We start from the raw sequence: 19,282 nt of genomic DNA, 5'->3' as shown, positions 1-19,282 counted from the left end.
GACTTTTTATACCCCGCAGGGGTCATAACATGCTTGACAACTTAATAGGGGCACGTTACCTTGAAGCGCTGATCAATTATGAAGATCGCTGGTTCTGGAAGCATCCGGGGGTTAATCCATTCTCGGTGGCGCGCGCAGTATGGCAAGATCTCACTTCGGGACGGGTTATTTCCGGTGGCAGCACGCTCACTATGCAGGTTGCTCGTCTGCTTGATCCTCACCCCAAAACATTTGGTGGCAAAATTCTCCAGCTCTGGCGCGCGTTGCAACTGGAGTGGCATTTGTCTAAGCGTGAAATTCTGATCTTGTATCTTAACCGCGCTCCGTTTGGCGGTACGTTGCAGGGGAGCGGTGCGGCAAGTTGGGCTTATCTCGGAAAATCGCCTGCGAATTTAAGCTATTCCGAGGCGGCAATGCTGGCGGTGTTACCGCAAGTGCCCAGCCGACTGCGCCCGGATCGTTGGCCGGAGCGTGCCGAAGCCGCGCGTAATAAAGTGCTCGAACGGATGGCTGCGCAAGGTGTGTGGTCCCGTGAGCAGGTAAAAGAGTCAAGGGAAGAACCCATCTGGCTGGCACCCCGACAAATGCCGCAACTGGCACCGCTGTTTTCGCGCATGATGCTCGGTAAAAGCAAAAGCGACAAAATCGTTACTACGCTGGATGCCGGTCTTCAACGACGTCTGGAAGAACTGGCGCAAAACTGGAAAGGGCGGTTGCCACCGCGCAGCTCACTGGCGATGATCGTGGTTAATCATACCGATATGCGTGTTCGCGGCTGGGTGGGATCGGTTGATCTCAACGATGATTCACGCTTTGGTCATGTTGATATGGTCAATGCGATCCGATCGCCAGGAGCGGTGCTCAAACCGTTTGTTTATGGTCTGGCGCTGGATGAAGGCTTGATCCACCCGGCATCACTGCTGCAAGACGTCCCCCGGCGCACCGGTGATTATCGACCAGGTAACTTTGATAGCGGTTTTCATGGCCCGATCAACATGAGCGAGGCGCTGGTGCGCTCGCTGAACTTACCTGCTGTGCAGGTGCTGGAAGCCTATGGACCGAAACGGTTTGCGGCAAAGTTACGCAATGTTGGATTGCCGTTATATTTGCCCAACGGCGCTGCGCCGAATCTTTCACTCATTCTCGGCGGCGCTGGTGCAAAACTGGAAGATATGGCGGCAGCGTATACCGCGTTTGCTCGCCACGGCAAGGCAGGCAAATTGCGCTTACAGCCTGACTCCGCTGCTTGAACGGCCTTTAATGTCGTCGGGGGCGGCGTGGATCATTCGCCGGATTATGGCTGATGAAGCGCAACCCTTGCCGGATAGTGCCTTGCCGCGCGTCGCCCCACTGGCATGGAAAACGGGCACCAGCTATGGCTATCGTGACGCCTAGGCGATTGGGGTTAACGCTCGCTATGTCATTGGGATCTGGACTGGCAGACCTGACGGCACGCCCGTTGTTGGTCAGTTTGGCTTTGCCAGTGCCGTACCATTGTTGAATCAGGTCAATAATATCTTACTGTCGCGCAGTGCGAATCTGCCGGAAGACCCGCGCCCGAACTCAGTCACTCGTGGCGTTATCTGCTGGCCGGGCGGACAGTCTTTGCCGGAAGGTGACGGTAACTGTCGCCGCCGCCTGGCAACCTGGCTGCTGGATGGCAGCCAGCCGCCAACGCTGTTACTGTCAGAGCAGGAAGGGATTAATGGCATTCGCTTCCCCATCTGGCTGGATGACAAAGGGCAGCGCGTCGCCGCTGACTGCCCGCAGGCGAAGCAAGAAATGGTAAATGTCTGGCCGCTACCGCTGGAACCCTGGCTGCCCGCATCAGAACGTCGCGCTGTGCGCTTACCACCGGCCTCGACAATTTGCCCGCCATACGGTCACGATGCCCAGCTCCCTCTGCAGCTGACAGGCGTTCGCGATGGCGCGATTATTAAACGTTTACCGGGCGCAGCGGAAGCGACTTTGCCGTTGCAATCAAGTGGAGGGGCAGGTGAACGCTGGTGGTTTCTGAATGGCGAACCGTTAACTGAACGCGGGCGCAACGTGACCCTGCATTTGACGGATAAAGGTGATTATCAATTGCTGGTGATGGATGATGTGGGGCAAATCGCGACAGTGAAATTTGTCATGCAATAGTCTGTTTTGTCCCTGATTGTTGCTAAAACTCATTTTATTTTAAAAAAAATGTTACCTTCATCAATAGTCAACGGCCCTGTTGCTCATTATAATCCGCGCCATCTCGTACGCTGGTACAGACAACAACAGAACAATTTACAGAGGTAAAAATGGCTATTGAACGTACTTTTTCCATCATCAAACCGAACGCGGTAGCAAAAAACGTCATTGGTAATATCTTTGCGCGCTTTGAAGCTGCAGGGTTCAAAATTGTCGGCACCAAAATGCTGCACCTGACCGTTGAACAGGCACGTGGCTTTTATGCTGAACACGATGGAAAACCGTTCTTTGATGGTCTGGTTGAATTCATGACCTCTGGCCCGATCGTGGTTTCCGTGCTGGAAGGTGAAAACGCCGTTCAGCGTCACCGCGATCTGCTGGGCGCGACCAATCCGGCAAACGCACTGGCTGGTACTCTGCGCGCTGATTACGCTGACAGCCTGACCGAAAACGGTACCCACGGTTCTGATTCCGTCGAATCTGCCGCTCGCGAAATCGCTTATTTCTTCGGCGAAGGCGAAGTGTGCCCGCGCACCCGTTAATAATTTCGTAAATGCCGCGTGCAAACGTGGCATCCGTGCGCCAGAATTTGTACAATGCAGCGCCCCCGGACGAGCAGCCGCTCACCGGGGCGTTTCTTTTTTCAACCCTCCAGGGGCCATAACGTGTAATAACGAGGCCGGAATAGCATATGTCTGAACAATTAGTCACACCTGAAAACGTCACCACGAAAGATGGAAAAATCAACCTGCTGGATCTCAACCGTCAGCAGATGCGGGAGTTTTTTAAAGATTTAGGTGAAAAAACCTTCCGCGCCGATCAGGTGATGAAGTGGATGTATCACTATTGCTGCGACAACTTTGATGAGATGACCGACATCAACAAAGTGTTGCGCGGCAAACTGAAAGATGTGGCGGAAATCCGCGCACCGGAAGTGGTTGAAGAACAGCGTTCATCCGACGGCACCATTAAATGGGCGATCGCCGTTGGCGATCAGCGCGTCGAAACGGTGTATATCCCGGAAGACGACCGTGCCACGCTCTGCGTCTCTTCGCAGGTGGGGTGTGCGCTGGAGTGTAAATTCTGTTCCACCGCCCAGCAGGGCTTTAACCGCAACCTGCGGGTATCGGAAATTATTGGCCAGGTGTGGCGTGCGGCGAAAATCGTCGGCGCAGCAAAAGTCACCGGTCAGCGCCCAATCACTAACGTCGTGATGATGGGCATGGGCGAGCCGCTGCTCAACCTGAACAACGTCGTTCCGGCGATGGAAATCATGCTTGATGATTTCGGTTTTGGCCTGTCTAAACGTCGCGTGACGCTTTCCACTTCCGGTGTAGTTCCGGCGCTGGATAAACTGGGCGATATGATCGACGTTGCACTGGCAATTTCCCTGCACGCGCCGAACGACGAAATTCGTGACGAAATTGTGCCGATCAACAAAAAGTACAATATCGAAACGTTCCTTGCTGCGGTGCGCCGTTATCTGGAGAAATCCAACGCCAATCAGGGCCGAGTCACTATTGAATACGTGATGCTTGACCACGTTAACGACGGCACTGAACACGCGCACCAACTGGCGGAACTGCTGAAAGATACGCCGTGTAAGATCAACCTGATCCCGTGGAACCCGTTCCCGGGCGCGCCGTATGGACGCAGTTCGAACAGCCGTATCGACCGTTTCTCAAAAGTGCTGATGAGCTACGGTTTCACCACTATTGTGCGTAAAACGCGTGGTGATGATATCGATGCTGCCTGTGGTCAGTTGGCGGGCGATGTTATCGACCGTACGAAACGTACTCTGCGTAAACGGATGCAGGGTGAAGCCATCGATATTAAAGCGGTCTGATAGCCATTACGCCACGGTTACTTTATGTACCGTGGCGTAATCTTTTATGAATGAAGTATTAAGTTGCAATTGTCTGGTCAATATTAACGGTGCGTTTTTGCTGACTTTAAGGCAGTATGTAACGATGCAACAGTAAGTTAGCCTCAGTGAATGTGGGCTTTGTCACGAGCACACAGACGGTCTTATACTGTATGATAACGGTTAACTTAACGGATGTTTCGCGGTGTGGGTGAGCATGATGGTTCACCGGCATCTCAATTCTCATTTAAACGTACCTGCAGCGAATGAATACTGAAGCCACGCACGACCAAAATGAAGCACTTACTACCGGCGCTCGCCTGCGTAATGCTCGCGAACAACTAGGACTTAGTCAGCAGGCCGTTGCCGAGCGACTTTGCCTGAAGGTTTCCACGGTACGCGACATTGAAGAAGATAAGGCACCCGCCGATCTTGCTTCAACATTCCTGCGCGGATATATCCGCTCTTATGCGCGTCTGGTACATATTCCAGAAGAAGAACTGCTGCCAGGGCTGGAAAAGCAGGCTCCACTTCGGGCTGCAAAAGTTGCGCCAATGCAGAGTTTTTCCCTCGGTAAACGCCGCAAAAAACGCGACGGCTGGCTGATGACCTTCACCTGGCTGGTGTTGTTTGTGGTTATCGGCCTGAGCGGTGCCTGGTGGTGGCAAGACCACAAAGCTCAGCAGGAAGAGATCACCACTATGGCCGATCAATCTTCGGCGGAACTGAGCAGTAATAGCGAGCAGGGGCAGAGTGTTCCGTTAAATACGTCGACAACTACAGACCCGGCTACAACGTCCACGCCGCCAGCGTCTGTGGATACTACCGCAACCAACACGCAAACACCTGCCGTAACTGCGCCAGCACCAGCTGTTGATCCGCAACGGAATGCGGTTGTTTCGCCTTCGCAGGCAAATGTTGATACCGCCGCGACCCCGGTACCAACGGCAGCAACAACGCCAGATGGTGCTGCGCCGTTGCCAACCGATCAGGCTGGCGTGACCACGCCGGCGGCTGATCCGAATGCGCTGGTGATGAACTTTACTGCCGATTGCTGGCTGGAGGTCACTGATGCTACCGGTAAAAAATTGTTTAGCGGGATGCAGCGTAAAGACGGTAATTTGAATTTAACCGGCCAGGCACCGTATAAACTGAAAATTGGTGCGCCAGCCGCAGTACAGATCCAGTATCAAGGGAAACCTGTCGATCTGAGTCGTTTTATCAGAACTAACCAGGTTGCGCGTCTGACCCTCAATGCCGAACAATCACCGGCGCAGTAACAGACGGGTAACGCGGGAGATTTTTCATGCATAACCAGGCTCCAATTCAACGTAGAAAATCAACACGTATTTACGTTGGGAATGTGCCGATTGGCGATGGTGCTCCCATCGCCGTACAGTCCATGACCAATACGCGTACGACAGATGTCGAAGCAACGGTCAATCAAATCAAGGCGCTGGAACGCGTTGGCGCTGATATCGTCCGTGTCTCCGTACCGACGATGGACGCGGCAGAAGCGTTCAAACTCATCAAACAGCGGGTTAACGTGCCGCTGGTGGCTGACATCCACTTCGACTATCGCATTGCGCTGAAAGTAGCGGAATACGGCGTCGATTGTCTGCGTATTAACCCTGGTAATATCGGTAATGAAGAGCGTATTCGCATGGTGGTTGACTGTGCGCGCGATAAAAACATTCCGATCCGTATTGGCGTTAACGCCGGATCGCTGGAAAAAGATCTGCAAGAAAAGTATGGCGAACCGACGCCGCAGGCGTTGCTGGAATCCGCCATGCGTCATGTTGATCATCTCGATCGCCTGAACTTCGAACAGTTCAAAGTCAGCGTGAAAGCGTCTGACATCTTCCTCGCTGTTGAGTCTTATCGTTTGCTGGCAAAACAGATCGATCAGCCGTTGCATCTGGGGATCACCGAAGCCGGTGGTGCACGCAGCGGGGCAGTAAAATCCGCCATTGGTTTAGGTCTGCTGCTGTCGGAAGGCATCGGCGACACGCTGCGCGTATCGCTGGCGGCCGATCCGGTCGAAGAGATCAAAGTCGGTTTCGATATTTTGAAATCGCTGCGTATCCGTTCGCGAGGGATTAACTTCATCGCCTGCCCGACCTGTTCGCGTCAGGAATTTGATGTTATCGGTACGGTTAACGCGCTGGAGCAACGCCTGGAAGATATCATCACTCCGATGGACGTTTCGATTATCGGCTGCGTGGTGAATGGCCCAGGTGAGGCGCTGGTTTCTACACTCGGCGTCACCGGCGGCAACAAGAAAAGCGGCCTCTATGAAGATGGCGTGCGCAAAGACCGTCTGGACAACAACGATATGATCGACCAGCTGGAAGCACGCATTCGTGCGAAAGCCAGTCAGCTGGACGAAGCGCGTCGAATTGACGTTCAGCAGGTTGAAAAATAATAACGTGATGGGAAGCGCCTCGCTTCCCGTGTATGATTGAACCCGCATGGCTCCCGAAACATTGAGGGAAGCGTTGAGGGTTCATTTTTATATTCAGAAAGAGAATAAACGTGGCAAAAAACATTCAAGCCATTCGCGGCATGAACGATTACCTGCCTGGCGAAACGGCCATCTGGCAGCGCATTGAAGGCACACTGAAAAACGTGCTCGGCAGCTACGGTTACAGTGAAATCCGCTTGCCGATTGTAGAGCAGACCCCGCTATTCAAACGTGCGATTGGTGAAGTCACCGACGTGGTTGAAAAAGAGATGTACACCTTTGAGGATCGCAATGGCGACAGCCTGACTCTGCGCCCTGAAGGGACGGCGGGCTGTGTACGCGCCGGCATCGAGCATGGTCTTCTGTACAATCAGGAACAGCGTCTGTGGTATATCGGGCCGATGTTCCGTCACGAGCGTCCGCAGAAAGGGCGTTATCGTCAGTTCCATCAGTTGGGCTGCGAAGTTTTCGGTCTGCAAGGTCCGGATATCGACGCTGAACTGATTATGCTCACTGCCCGCTGGTGGCGTGCGCTGGGTATCTTCGAACACGTAACTCTTGAGCTGAATTCTATCGGTTCGCTGGAAGCACGCGCCAATTACCGCGATGCGCTGGTGGCATTCCTTGAGCAGCATAAAGAAAAGCTGGACGAAGACTGCAAACGCCGCATGTACACTAACCCGCTGCGCGTGCTGGATTCAAAAAATCCGGAAGTGCAGGCGCTTCTCAACGACGCTCCGGCATTAGGTGATTATCTGGACGAGGAATCTCGTGAGCATTTTGCCGGTCTGTGCAAACTGCTGGAGAGCGCGGGGATCGCTTACACCGTAAACCAGCGTCTGGTGCGTGGTCTGGATTACTATAACCGTACCGTTTTCGAGTGGGTGACTAACAGTCTCGGCTCCCAGGGCACCGTGTGTGCAGGCGGTCGTTATGACGGTCTTGTGGAACAACTGGGCGGTCGTGCAACACCGGCTGTCGGTTTTGCGATGGGCCTCGAACGTCTTGTATTGTTAGTACAGGCCGTTAATCCGGAATTTAAAGCCGATCCTGTTGTCGATATATACCTGGTGGCTTCAGGTGCTGATACACAATCTGCGGCTATGGCATTAGCTGAGCGTCTGCGTGATGAATTACTGGGCGTGAAATTGATGACCAACCACGGCGGCGGCAACTTTAAGAAACAGTTTGCCCGTGCTGATAAATGGGGTGCCCGCGTTGCTGTGGTGCTGGGTGAGTCTGAAGTGGCTAACGGCACAGCAGTAGTGAAGGATTTGCGCTCTGGTGAGCAAACGGCAGTTGCGCAGGATAGCGTAGCCGCGCATTTGCGCACGTTACTGGGTTAAGGAAGGAGAAGGACAGCGTGGAAATTTACGAGAACGAAAACGACCAGGTAGAAGCGGTTAAACGCTTTTTTGCTGAAAATGGCAAAGCACTGGCTGTTGGGGGGATTTTGGGCGTTGGCGCACTGATTGGCTGGCGCTACTGGAACAGCCATCAGGTTGATTCTGCACGCTCCGCTTCTCTTGCCTATCAAAATGCGGTTACCGCAGTGAGCGAAGGCAAACCGGATAGCATCCCGGCGGCGGAAAAATTTGCTGCTGAAAATAAAAATACTTATGGTGCGCTGGCTTCTTTGGAACTTGCGCAGCAATTTGTTGACAAAAATGAACTAGAGAAAGCTGCCGCCCAGTTACAACAGGGGCTGGCAGACACGAGCGATGAAAATCTCAAAGCCGTGATAAATCTGCGTCTTGCTCGCGTTCAGGTACAGCTCAAGCAGGCTGATGCCGCGCTGAAAACCCTTGATACCATCAAAGGTGAAGGGTGGGCTGCCATTGTTGCCGACCTGCGTGGTGAAGCATTGCTGAGCAAAGGTGATAAGCAAGGTGCGCGTAGTGCATGGGAAGCAGGCGTGAAAAGCGATGTTACTCCGGCACTGAGCGAAATGATGCAGATGAAAATTAATAATTTGTCCATCTGAGAGGGACCCGATGCAATTGCGTAAATTACTGCTGCCAGGACTGCTTTCCGTTACCCTTTTAAGCGGCTGTTCGCTGTTTAACAGCGAAGAAGATGTGGTAAAGATGTCCCCATTGCCAACCGTTGAAAATCAGTTTACGCCGACCACGGCGTGGAGCACTTCCGTTGGTAGCGGCATTGGCAACTTCTATTCCAATCTTCATCCGGCACTGGCGGACAACGTTGTCTATGCAGCGGACCGCGCTGGTTTGGTAAAAGCGCTGAATGCGGATGATGGCAAAGAAATCTGGTCTGTCAGCCTGGCCGAGAAAGATGGCTGGTTCTCTAAAGAGCCTGCATTACTTTCTGGCGGTGTGACCGTGTCTGGTGGGCATGTCTACATTGGCAGCGAAAAGGCGCAGGTTTACGCGCTGAATACCAGCGATGGTACTGTGGCATGGCAAACTAAAGTCGCGGGTGAAGCACTTTCGCGCCCGGTGGTCAGCGACGGTCTGGTGTTAATCCACACCAGTAACGGTCAGTTACAAGCGCTGAACGAAGCTGACGGCGCTGTCAAATGGACAGTTAACCTCGATATGCCTTCGCTCTCTTTGCGTGGCGAGTCTGCGCCGGCAACGGCTTTTGGTGCGGCCGTCGTGGGTGGCGATAATGGTCGCGTCAGCGCAGTGCTGATGGAACAGGGCCAGATGATTTGGCAGCAGCGTATTTCCCAGGCGACCGGTTCTACCGAAATTGACCGTCTGAGCGATGTTGACACGACTCCCGTCGTTGTTAACGGCGTTGTTTTCGCGCTGGCCTATAATGGTAACCTGACGGCGCTTGATCTGCGCAGTGGTCAGATTATGTGGAAACGCGAACTGGGTTCGGTGAATGATTTCATCGTCGATGGCAATCGCATCTATCTGGTCGATCAAAATGACCGGGTGATGGCGTTGACCATTGATGGCGGCGTTACGCTGTGGGCACAAAGCGATCTGCTGCATCGCCTGCTGACTTCTCCGGTGCTGTATAATGGCAACCTGGTGGTCGGTGACAGTGAAGGTTATCTGCACTGGATTAACGTCGAAGATGGTCGTTTCGTTGCCCAGCAAAAAGTTGATAGTTCCGGTTTCCAGACTGAACCGGTTGCCGCTGACGGCAAACTGCTGATCCAGGCAAAAGACGGAACCGTGTACTCTATTACACGTTAATCGTCTCTGTCGTTCACTTTGAAAACGGCTCCTGGACAGGGGCCGTTTTCCTGTTTTTAACAACGACGCGAATATAGCGTGCGTTGTCTGATGATTTATAAAAATGAGGCTTTAAACATGGTACCTGTGGTCGCGCTTGTCGGGCGCCCTAACGTAGGAAAATCCACGTTATTTAACCGTCTAACTCGCACCCGAGATGCGCTGGTTGCGGATTTCCCGGGTCTGACTCGTGACCGTAAGTACGGTCGTGCGGAAATTGAAGGCCGTGAGTTTATCTGTATTGATACCGGCGGGATTGATGGCACAGAAGACGGTGTAGAAACCCGCATGGCGGAACAGTCGCTGCTGGCGATTGAAGAAGCGGACGTCGTACTGTTTATGGTGGATGCGCGCGCGGGCCTGATGCCGGCAGATGAAGCGATTGCCAAACATCTGCGCTCCCGTGAAAAACCGACCTTCCTGGTGGCAAACAAAACTGACGGTCTGGATCCCGATCAGGCAGTGGTTGATTTCTACTCGCTTGGTTTAGGTGAAATCTACCCGATCGCCGCGTCTCACGGTCGTGGCGTATTAAGTCTGCTGGAGCATGTGCTGCTGCCGTGGATGGAAGATCTCGCACCGCAAGAGGAAGTCGACGAAGACGCTGAATACTGGGCGCAATTTGAAGCGGAAGAGAACGGCGAAGAAGAAGAGGAAGACGACTTCGACCCGCAAAGTCTGCCGATCAAACTGGCGATTGTGGGTCGTCCGAACGTAGGTAAGTCTACACTCACTAACCGTATTCTTGGAGAAGAGCGCGTTGTTGTTTACGACATGCCTGGCACGACGCGTGACAGCATCTACATCCCAATGGAACGCGATGGACGTGAGTATGTGCTCATTGACACCGCTGGCGTACGTAAACGCGGCAAAATCACCGATGCTGTAGAGAAATTCTCCGTAATCAAAACGTTGCAGGCCATTGAAGACGCCAACGTGGTGATGTTAGTGATTGATGCGCGCGAAGGTATTTCCGATCAGGATCTCTCGCTGCTGGGCTTTATTCTCAATAGTGGGCGCTCACTTGTCATTGTGGTGAATAAGTGGGATGGCCTGAGCCAGGAAGTGAAAGAGCAGGTGAAAGAAACTCTGGACTTCCGTCTGGGCTTTATCGATTTTGCTCGTGTGCACTTTATCTCTGCCTTGCACGGCAGTGGTGTTGGTAACTTGTTTGAATCAGTACGTGAAGCGTATGACAGCTCCACCCGTCGTGTGGGGACCTCTATGCTGACGCGCATCATGACGATGGCTGTTGAAGATCACCAACCGCCGCTGGTACGCGGTCGTCGTGTGAAGCTGAAATATGCCCACGCTGGTGGTTATAACCCGCCGATTGTGGTGATTCACGGTAATCAGGTGAAAGACCTGCCTGATTCCTACAAGCGCTACTTGATGAACTACTTCCGCAAATCGCTGGACGTAATGGGATCGCCGATTCGTATTCAGTTCAAAGAAGGGGAAAACCCGTATGCGAACAAGCGTAACACCCTGACGCCAACCCAGATGTGTAAACGTAAGCGTCTGATGAAGCACATCAAGAAAAATAAATAATTATCCGTAAGTATTTTATCTGCCATTCCCTCTATGAATGTAGAGGGAATGGCTACCGGAGGAATTCATATGGAACTGCATTGTCCAAAATGTCAGCATGTGCTTGATCAGGATAACGGCCATGCGCGTTGCCCATCCTGCGGGGAATTTATTGAAATGAAAGCTCTTTGTCCAGACTGCCATCAACCGTTGCAGGTGTTAAAAGCCTGCGGTGCAGTAGATTACTTCTGTCAGCACGGGCATGGCTTGATATCGAAAAAACGCGTTGAATTCGTGCTGGCTTAATGAACCTTTTTACGCGATTTTTTTACCGGCTGGATGTTTTTTACTTCACTTTCTATCCAGCCGTCTTCCAGACGTGTGGTTAGCATTTCACCCGCTTTAACTTGCTTCACTTTTTTCAGTACATTGCCGTCAGTAGCAGTAGTAACGCTGTATCCACGCGCCAGCGTTGACAGTGGGCTTACGGCTTCGAGGTGCGTTACTGCATTACCGAAACGTTCACGCGTGGCGCTAAGCTGTGCGCGCAGGATTTCTGCTAAACGATATTCCAGTTGCTGAATGCGCGTTTGCGTGCGATGAATCTTCGGCTGTGGATTTTGCTGATTCAGCCGCTGTGTTAATCGCTGCTGCTGTTGCCCGGCACGCTTAAGCTGATTTTCCAGCGCAAAGCTCATCCGTTTTTGCAGGCGTTCAAGCATGGTTTGCTGGCGTGCCAGCCGGAGCTGCGGATGCTGCTGCTGCAAGCGATGATGAATCTGCGTAAAGCGACGCGTACGGTTGGCGAGATAATAATCCATCGCCATCTCCAGCCGTTGACGGGCCGATTGCACCTGGCGCAGTAACTCTTGCTGATTACGGCTCACTACTTCAGCGGCGGCAGACGGCGTTGGCGCACGCAGATCGGCAACAAAATCGGCAATGGTCACATCCGTCTCATGCCCGACGGCGCTGACGACCGGAATGCGGCTGGCAAAAATCGCCCGCGCTACGCGTTCGTCGTTAAAACTCCATAAATCTTCCAGCGAACCGCCGCCGCGCCCAACGATCAACACGTCGCACTCATTGCGCTGATTCGACAGTTCAATGGCGCGAACAATTTGCCCCGGCGCGTCATCGCCCTGAACGGAGGTGGGGTAGATGATCACCGGTAGAGAAGGATCGCGACGTTTTAACACATGCAAAATATCATGTAGCGCAGCACCGGTTTTTGAGGTGATCACACCAACGCAATGCGCAGGGGAGGGAAGTGGTTTTTTGTATTGCTGATCGAACAAACCTTCAGCCTGCAACTTCGCTTTGAGCTGTTCGTACTTCTGTTGCAGCAGCCCTTCACCGGCCGGCTGCATACTCTCAACGATTATCTGGTAGTCGCCGCGCGGCTCGTAGAGCGTAATATTGGCGCGAACTAAAACTTGTTGCCCATGCTGCGGACGGAAGGTGACCCGGCGGTTGCTGTTGCGGAACATCGCGCAGCGTACCTGGGCGGTGTCGTCTTTGAGTGTAAAGTACCAGTGACCGGAAGCCGGTTGTGTGAAATTAGAGATTTCGCCGCTGATCCAAACCTGTCCCATCTCATGCTCAAGCAGCAGACGAACCGTTTGATTCAGGCGACTAACGGTAAAAATTGCAGGGGATTGAGAAGGTAACATGTGAGCGAGATCAAATTCTAAATCAGCAGGTTATTCAGTCGATAGTAACCCGCCCTTCGGGGATAGCAAGCATTTTTTGCAAAAAGGGGTAGATGCAATCGGTTACGCTCTGTATAATGCCGCGGCAATATTTATTAACCACTCTGGTCGAGATATTGCCCATGCTACGTATCGCTAAAGAAGCTCTGACGTTTGACGACGTTCTCCTCGTTCCTGCTCATTCTACCGTTCTGCCGAATACTGCTGACCTCAGCACCCAGCTGACGAAAACTATTCGTCTGAATATCCCTATGCTTTCCGCAGCAATGGATACCGTAACGGAAGCGCGCCTGGCTATTGCTCTGGCTCAGGAAGGCGGTATCGGCTTTATCCACAAAAACATGTCCATTGAACGCCAGGCAGAAGAAGTTCGCCGTGTGAAAAAACACGAATCTGGTGTGGTGACTGATCCGCAGACTGTTCTGCCAACCACGACGCTGCGCGAAGTGAAAGAACTGACCGAGCGTAACGGTTTTGCGGGCTATCCGGTCGTTACCGAAGAAAACGAACTGGTGGGTATTATCACCGGTCGTGACGTGCGTTTTGTTACCGACCTGAACCAGCCGGTTAGCGTTTACATGACGCCGAAAGAGCGTCTGGTCACCGTGCGTGAAGGTGAAGCCCGTGAAGTGGTGCTGGCAAAAATGCACGAAAAACGCGTTGAAAAAGCGCTGGTGGTTGATGACGAATTCCACCTGATCGGCATGATCACCGTGAAAGACTTCCAGAAAGCGGAACGTAAACCGAACGCCTGTAAAGACGAGCAAGGCCGTCTGCGTGTTGGTGCTGCAGTTGGCGCAGGTGCGGGTAACGAAGAGCGTGTTGACGCGCTGGTTGCCGCTGGCGTTGACGTTCTGCTGATCGACTCCTCCCACGGTCACTCAGAAGGCGTTTTGCAGCGTATCCGTGAAACCCGTGCTAAATATCCGGATCTGCAAATCATCGGCGGCAACGTGGCAACAGCTGCAGGTGCACGCGCTTTGGCAGAAGCTGGTTGCAGCGCGGTTAAAGTCGGTATCGGCCCTGGTTCTATCTGTACGACTCGTATCGTTACTGGCGTAGGTGTTCCGCAGATCACTGCCGTTGCTGACGCAGTTGAAGCCCTGGAAGGCACCGGTATTCCGGTTATCGCAGATGGTGGTATTCGCTTCTCCGGCGACATCGCCAAAGCTATCGCCGCTGGCGCAAGCGCGGTGATGGTAGGTTCCATGCTGGCGGGTACTGAAGAATCTCCGGGTGAAATCGAACTCTACCAGGGCCGTTCTTATAAATCTTACCGTGGTATGGGTTCCCTGGGCGCGATGTCCAAAGGTTCCTCTGACCGTTATTTCCAGAGCGATAACGCTGCCGACAAACTGGTGCCGGAAGGTATCGAAGGTCGCGTAGCTTATAAAGGTCGCCTGAAAGAGATCATTCACCAGCAGATGGGCGGCCTGCGCTCCTGTATGGGTCTGACCGGCTGTGGTACTATCGACGAACTGCGTACTAAAGCGGAGTTTGTACGTATCAGCGGTGCGGGCATTCAGGAAAGCCACGTTCACGACGTGACCATTACTAAAGAGTCCCCGAACTACCGTCTGGGCTCCTGATTCTCTTCGCCCGACTTCATGTCGGGCGATTTATATTATCTGTTTCACTTGCCTCGGAATAAGCGTCAATGACGGAAAACATTCATAAGCATCGCATCCTCATTCTGGACTTCGGTTCTCAGTACACTCAACTGGTTGCGCGCCGCGTGCGTGAGCTGGGTGTTTACTGCGAACTGTGGGCGTGGGATGTGACAGAAGCACAAATTCGTGACTTCAATCCAAGCGGCATTATTCTTTCCGGCGGCCCGGAAAGTACTACTGAAGAAAACAGTCCGCGTGCGCCGCAGTATGTCTTTGAAGCAGGCGTACCGATATTCGGCGTTTGCTATGGCATGCAGACCATGGCAATGCAGTTGGGCGGTCACGTTGAAGCCTCTAACGAACGTGAATTTGGCTACGCGCAGGTTGAAGTCGTAAACGACAGCGCACTGGTTCGCGGTATCGAAGATGCGCTGACCGCAGACGGTAAACCGCTGCTCGATGTCTGGATGAGCCACGGCGATAAAGTTACCGCTATCCCGTCCGACTTCGTCACCGTAGCCAGCACCGAAAGCTGCCCGTTTGCCATTATGGCTAACGAAGAAAAACGCTTCTATGGCGTACAGTTCCACCCGGAAGTGACTCACACCCGCCAGGGTATGCGCATGCTGGAGCGTTTTGTGCGTGATATCTGCCAGTGTGAAGCCCTGTGGACGCCAGCGAAAATTATCGACGATGCTGTAGCTCGCATCCGCGAGCAGGTAGGCGACGATAAAGTCATCCTCGGCCTCTCTGGTGGTGTGGATTCCTCCGTAACCGCAATGCTGCTGCACCGTGCTATCGGTAAAAACCTGACTTGCGTATTCGTCGACAACGGCCTGCTGCGTCTCAACGAAGCAGAGCAGGTTCTGGATATGTTTGGCGATCACTTTGGTCTTAACATTGTTCACGTACCGGCAGAAGATCGCTTCCTGTCAGCGCTGGCTGGCGAAAACGATCCGGAAGCAAAACGTAAAATCATCGGGCGCGTTTTCGTTGAAGTATTCGATGAAGAAGCGCTGAAACTGGAAGACGTGAAGTGGCTGGCGCAGGGCACTATCTACCCTGACGTTATCGAATCTGCGGCTTCTGCAACCGGTAAAGCACACGTCATCAAATCTCACCACAACGTGGGCGGCCTGCCGAAAGAGATGAAGATGGGCCTGGTTGAACCGCTGAAAGAGCTGTTCAAAGACGAAGTGCGTAAGATTGGTCTGGAGCTGGGCCTGCCGTACGACATGCTGTACCGTCATCCGTTCCCGGGACCAGGCCTTGGCGTTCGTGTTCTGGGTGAAGTGAAGAAAGAGTACTGTGACCTGCTGCGCCGTGCTGACACCATCTTCATTGAAGAACTGCGTAAAGCGGACCTGTACGACAAAGTCAGCCAGGCGTTCACCGTCTTCCTGCCAGTACGTTCCGTTGGTGTAATGGGCGATGGTCGTAAGTATGACTGGGTTGTCTCTCTGCGTGCTGTCGAAACCATCGACTTTATGACCGCACACTGGGCGCATCTGCCGTACGATTTCCTCGGTCGCGTTTCCAACCGCATTATCAATGAAGTGAACGGTATTTCCCGCGTGGTGTATGACATCAGCGGCAAGCCGCCAGCTACCATTGAGTGGGAATGATTTTGATCCCTGCACTATGAATGAACAAAACCCTCCGTTACTACAGAGGGTTTTTTATCTTCAAGAATCATAGGCTTGAAGTTACTAACATCGATTAATTAAACCAGCTGTCCGATTTGTTCTCTTCTGCTTTGCCCACGCTTTTCATCAGATCGCGACCGCCTTCAGTCATATTTCTGTTTGCGTCAGCTTCAGATTGCACCACATCGGTTTGCGCAGCTTTGTGCTTCAGTTCCTGATCGATAAATTCGTTTTCGCGCTTAACGCGGGCTTCTTCTTTCGCCAGCGCCAGTTTTTGTTTCTGAATCTCTAAGCTGCGTAGCTCATCTTCATAACTTTGATCGCGTTTTTTGTCCGCAGTGGCTTCGGCGTCCAGTTTATCCTGACGAGCTTTCTTATTTGCCGCTGCCGTTGCCGCTCTTTTGTTCGCGGCGGCTTGGGCATTTGCGCGACGTTGCTTCTCTTGCTGGATTTCCCTGTTGCGCTCCGCGACCCATTCGTCATGCTGCCTTTGCTCTTCATTTTTACCTTGCTGTTCCGCTTCTGCGACAGCAGAGAGTTGATCCTGCAATGATGAGGCTATAGCCGGATAGCTTAAGGAGGCTAAGATGGCGCAAAGAAAAACTTTCTTCATGACTCCTCCTGATTATTAGCTCTTTTCAGGACATTTGGTATTTGGCTGAATACGCGTTTCGTTATACGTTGTGGTAATAACAACGGCTAAACCTGTCGTAAACTGGCACTCTTTACCCACCTGGGTGGAGGTATACACTTTGGTGCCTTCCTTATATGTTAAAGAAACACCTTCCACTAAGGTTTTATCATTCACCATAGAACCCGCTGCCGCGCCTACAGCTCCGCCGCCAACTGCCCCTGCCGTCGTTCCGGAATTGCTGCCAGAACCGACGTTGTGGCCGATAACACCGCCAGCGACTGCGCCAATAAGCGCGCCGAAGGCTTGTGCGTTCCGTTTATTTTGGGAGTTGTCTACGGCAACTTTTGCGGGAAGAATGGAAATAATATTAACGGTTTTAGTTTCTTGTTTGGTATTCAGTTGATCGGTTTGATAAACATCGGCGGCATGATCGTCAGCATTTGACTGGCATCCTGCCAGAGTGAATGACACTAACATTGCCACAGGCAGAAGACATTTTTTAAATTTCATCACTATTCCTTGTTATACACATTACGAAAAATAAGACATTTAAGATCATCAAAAGAGGAAAGTAAATGTATTGCGTATAAAGGGATAGATTAAATTTATTAAAATTCACGCAGGGAATAATTTATAAAAATATATCATTACAACATATATATTAATTTTATATTTATTTCGCAGCCAAACAGGATAAACATCAGTCAGGACAAAGACGTAAAATTTAAGATGAAAGAATATCTGCCGCTTTGATAATCCCAAAGAGCAAAAGCATCCGACAGCGAAGTGCCGTTATGTTCTGTGAAAGTGGAGAAGGTAACCGCTAACGTTGTACCGGTGATTCGACGGAGAGTGTGGATTGCTGAGCTTCTTTTTTGCTCTGATGGTGCTGCCAGGCACCGACGGACGAGTAGATAAAACGGCCAAAGAAGAAGATAAAGCTGATGAGCAGTACGATACGGGTCATGCGACTGTTAAATCGGTGTCGTTTTCGCATACTAGTTGCCTGACTCACAAAAGGTTCCTTGAAGTATGTCCCACGCTGTGGACGGTACTTACATTAAGGCACAACAGGACAAAATGGTCAATTCTTCGTTATGTAAAAAAGCGTCAGTGGATACATATTTTAATGTTATGGAAGTTAATTTAATTATTTACAATGATGATGTAATAATGATGAATTAACATGATAAACGTAATAATTCATTAATCAGGGTTATTTTGTTTGATATATATCAATTGGAACTTTCATATGACACTTAGAATCAATGCTCTCTATAGTGATGAATAATCATCATTCGAAGTCAGGTGGGATGCCTGTCTGAATACACCTCCTTCAGGATGTGGGGGATTCTGCTGAGCATCTATGAAACTAAATGCAACTTATATAAAAATACGTGATAAATGGTGGGGGCTTCCGCTGTTCCTGCCTTCTTTAATCTTGCCCATTTTCGCCCACATTAATACTTTCGCGCATATTTCTTCCGGTGAGGTTTTTCTCTTTTATCTGCCTTTGGCACTGATGATCAGCATGATGATGTTTTTCAGCTGGGCGGCATTGCCAGGGATCACCTTAGGGATTTTTGTCCGCAAATATGCAGAGCTGGGTTTTTACGAAACGCTCTCATTAACGGCTAATTTTATTATCATTCTCTGTTGGGGCGGTTACAGGGTCTTTACTCCCCGGCGTAACAACGTTTCACATGGTGATACCCGTTTAATTTCCCAGCGTATATTCTGGCAGATAGTGTTTCCTGCAACGCTGTTTCTGATACTTTTCCAGTTTGCTGCATTTGTAGGATTACTGGCGAGCAGAGAAAATCTGGTCGGTGTCCCGCTGTGCTACTTCATCATTCGGGTAGTGCGAAATCCATTTTATTTACGTAGCTATTATTCGCAATTAAAACAGCAGGTTGATGCCAAAGTCACCAAAAAAGAGTTCGCGCTCTGGCTACTGGTATTAGGTGCTTTATTGTTGCTGTTATGCATGCCGTTAAATGAAAAAAGCACAATTTTTAGCACCAATTATACCTTGTCATTATTGCTGCCCCTGATGATGTGGGGAGCAATGCGCTATGGTTATAAGCTGATTTCGCTGCTCTGGGCGGTCGTGTTGATGATCAGCATCCACAGCTATCAAAATTACATTCCCATTTATCCTGGCTATACCACGCAGCTGACCATAACCTCCTCCAGTTATCTGGTATTCTCTTTTATTGTCAATTATATGGCTGTACTGGCAACTCGTCAGCGAGCGGTAGTCAGACGCATTCAGCGGCTTGCGTATGTGGACCCGGTGGTTCATCTGCCAAATGTTCGCGCCCTGAATCGCGCGTTGCGTGATGCCCCCTAGTCTGCGCTTTGTTATTTACGCATCCCTGGCATGGAAATGCTGGTTAAGAACTATGGCATCATGCTGCGGATTCAAT

The 19,282-nt window shown here is 51.5% G+C and carries 16 protein-coding genes and 2 pseudogenes; 14 read left to right on the top strand and 4 right to left on the bottom strand.

Translation table 11 applies throughout. The features are described from left to right. From pbpC to ACUU1M_RS12515, 10 genes and pseudogenes are all read left to right on the top strand, one after another. Nucleotides 1-2,142 (top strand): annotated as a pseudogene (gene pbpC / locus ACUU1M_RS12560) (peptidoglycan glycosyltransferase PbpC); the annotation flags it as partial. A 149-nt stretch (nucleotides 2,143-2,291) separates the two neighbouring features. Then, entirely contained in the window at nucleotides 2,292-2,723 is a 432-nt protein-coding gene (ndk, locus tag ACUU1M_RS12555) for a nucleoside-diphosphate kinase (RefSeq protein ID WP_000963837.1), read from the top strand. A gap of 149 nt (nucleotides 2,724-2,872) precedes the next feature. After that, nucleotides 2,873-4,027 carry a bifunctional tRNA (adenosine(37)-C2)-methyltransferase TrmG/ribosomal RNA large subunit methyltransferase RlmN gene (locus tag ACUU1M_RS12550; protein WP_152028966.1) on the top strand — a complete coding sequence of 385 codons (1,155 nt, stop codon included), beginning with the start codon at nucleotides 2,873-2,875 and terminating at the stop codon, nucleotides 4,025-4,027. 284 nt (nucleotides 4,028-4,311) lie between these two features. Beyond that, the gene (gene rodZ, locus ACUU1M_RS12545; RefSeq protein WP_001090859.1) at nucleotides 4,312-5,325 is read left to right on the top strand and encodes a cytoskeleton protein RodZ; all 1,014 of its coding nucleotides are present in this window, start codon (nucleotides 4,312-4,314) and stop codon (nucleotides 5,323-5,325) included. A gap of 26 nt (nucleotides 5,326-5,351) precedes the next feature. Continuing rightward, the gene (ispG, locus tag ACUU1M_RS12540; protein WP_000551821.1) at nucleotides 5,352-6,470 is read left to right on the top strand and encodes a flavodoxin-dependent (E)-4-hydroxy-3-methylbut-2-enyl-diphosphate synthase; all 1,119 of its coding nucleotides are present in this window, start codon (nucleotides 5,352-5,354) and stop codon (nucleotides 6,468-6,470) included. Between the two features lie 110 nt (nucleotides 6,471-6,580). Further along, complete coding sequence (hisS, locus tag ACUU1M_RS12535) at nucleotides 6,581-7,855, top strand: histidine--tRNA ligase (protein ID WP_001107149.1); 1,275 nt, start codon at nucleotides 6,581-6,583, stop codon at nucleotides 7,853-7,855. A 17-nt stretch (nucleotides 7,856-7,872) separates the two neighbouring features. Further along, nucleotides 7,873-8,493 carry an ancillary SecYEG translocon subunit YfgM gene (gene yfgM / locus ACUU1M_RS12530; RefSeq protein WP_000409197.1) on the top strand — a complete coding sequence of 207 codons (621 nt, stop codon included), beginning with the start codon at nucleotides 7,873-7,875 and terminating at the stop codon, nucleotides 8,491-8,493. A gap of 10 nt (nucleotides 8,494-8,503) precedes the next feature. Then, on the top strand, nucleotides 8,504-9,682 hold the full coding sequence (gene bamB / locus ACUU1M_RS12525) for an outer membrane protein assembly factor BamB (protein ID WP_001177043.1): 1,179 nt from the start codon (nucleotides 8,504-8,506) through the stop codon (nucleotides 9,680-9,682). Between the two features lie 117 nt (nucleotides 9,683-9,799). Continuing rightward, the gene (gene der, locus ACUU1M_RS12520) at nucleotides 9,800-11,272 is read left to right on the top strand and encodes a ribosome biogenesis GTPase Der (protein ID WP_005076288.1); all 1,473 of its coding nucleotides are present in this window, start codon (nucleotides 9,800-9,802) and stop codon (nucleotides 11,270-11,272) included. Nucleotides 11,273-11,341: 69 nt separating this feature from the next. After that, entirely contained in the window at nucleotides 11,342-11,557 is a 216-nt protein-coding gene (locus ACUU1M_RS12515) for a zinc ribbon domain-containing protein (RefSeq protein ID WP_005047279.1), read from the top strand. Here ACUU1M_RS12515 and xseA read toward each other — a convergent pair. After that, entirely contained in the window at nucleotides 11,554-12,924 is a 1,371-nt protein-coding gene (xseA, locus tag ACUU1M_RS12510) for an exodeoxyribonuclease VII large subunit (protein WP_000937943.1), read from the bottom strand. The genes ACUU1M_RS12515 and xseA overlap by 4 nt on opposite strands. A 161-nt stretch (nucleotides 12,925-13,085) precedes the next feature. Here xseA and guaB point away from each other — a divergent pair, with 161 nt between their 5' ends. Then, a complete protein-coding gene (gene guaB / locus ACUU1M_RS12505) occupies nucleotides 13,086-14,552 on the top strand; it encodes an IMP dehydrogenase (RefSeq protein WP_001299507.1) in 1,467 nt (488 codons plus the stop codon). 68 nt (nucleotides 14,553-14,620) lie between these two features. Continuing rightward, nucleotides 14,621-16,198, top strand: coding sequence for a glutamine-hydrolyzing GMP synthase (gene guaA / locus ACUU1M_RS12500; protein WP_000138259.1), 1,578 nt, complete (start codon nucleotides 14,621-14,623; stop codon nucleotides 16,196-16,198). Nucleotides 16,199-16,292: 94 nt separating this feature from the next. Here the strand turns inward: guaA and ACUU1M_RS12495 are convergent, their stop codons facing one another. The 3 genes from ACUU1M_RS12495 to ACUU1M_RS12485 all read right to left on the bottom strand — a co-directional run bounded on the left by ACUU1M_RS12495 (nucleotide 16,293) and on the right by ACUU1M_RS12485 (nucleotide 17,868). After that, a complete protein-coding gene (locus tag ACUU1M_RS12495; RefSeq protein ID WP_000755178.1) occupies nucleotides 16,293-16,832 on the bottom strand; it encodes a DUF5384 family protein in 540 nt (179 codons plus the stop codon). Between the two features lie 15 nt (nucleotides 16,833-16,847). Then, on the bottom strand, nucleotides 16,848-17,366 hold the full coding sequence (locus ACUU1M_RS12490; protein ID WP_094185475.1) for an outer membrane lipoprotein: 519 nt from the start codon (nucleotides 17,364-17,366) through the stop codon (nucleotides 16,848-16,850). Between the two features lie 310 nt (nucleotides 17,367-17,676). Further along, nucleotides 17,677-17,868: a YfgG family protein gene (locus ACUU1M_RS12485; RefSeq protein WP_000076001.1), complete on the bottom strand. Its 192-nt coding sequence runs from the start codon at nucleotides 17,866-17,868 to the stop codon at nucleotides 17,677-17,679. A 17-nt stretch (nucleotides 17,869-17,885) separates the two neighbouring features. Here ACUU1M_RS12485 and ACUU1M_RS12480 point away from each other — a divergent pair, with 17 nt between their 5' ends. Both ACUU1M_RS12480 and ACUU1M_RS12475 read left to right on the top strand, forming a co-directional pair. Then, complete coding sequence (locus tag ACUU1M_RS12480; protein WP_000017552.1) at nucleotides 17,886-18,038, top strand: hypothetical protein; 153 nt, start codon at nucleotides 17,886-17,888, stop codon at nucleotides 18,036-18,038. 181 nt (nucleotides 18,039-18,219) lie between these two features. Next, a pseudogene (locus ACUU1M_RS12475) lies at nucleotides 18,220-19,282 on the top strand (MASE1 domain-containing protein); the annotation flags it as partial.

It is taken from the genome of Shigella sp. SIG6 (genome assembly GCF_053555815.1).
This window is presented reverse-complemented; position numbering and strand designations above follow the sequence as displayed.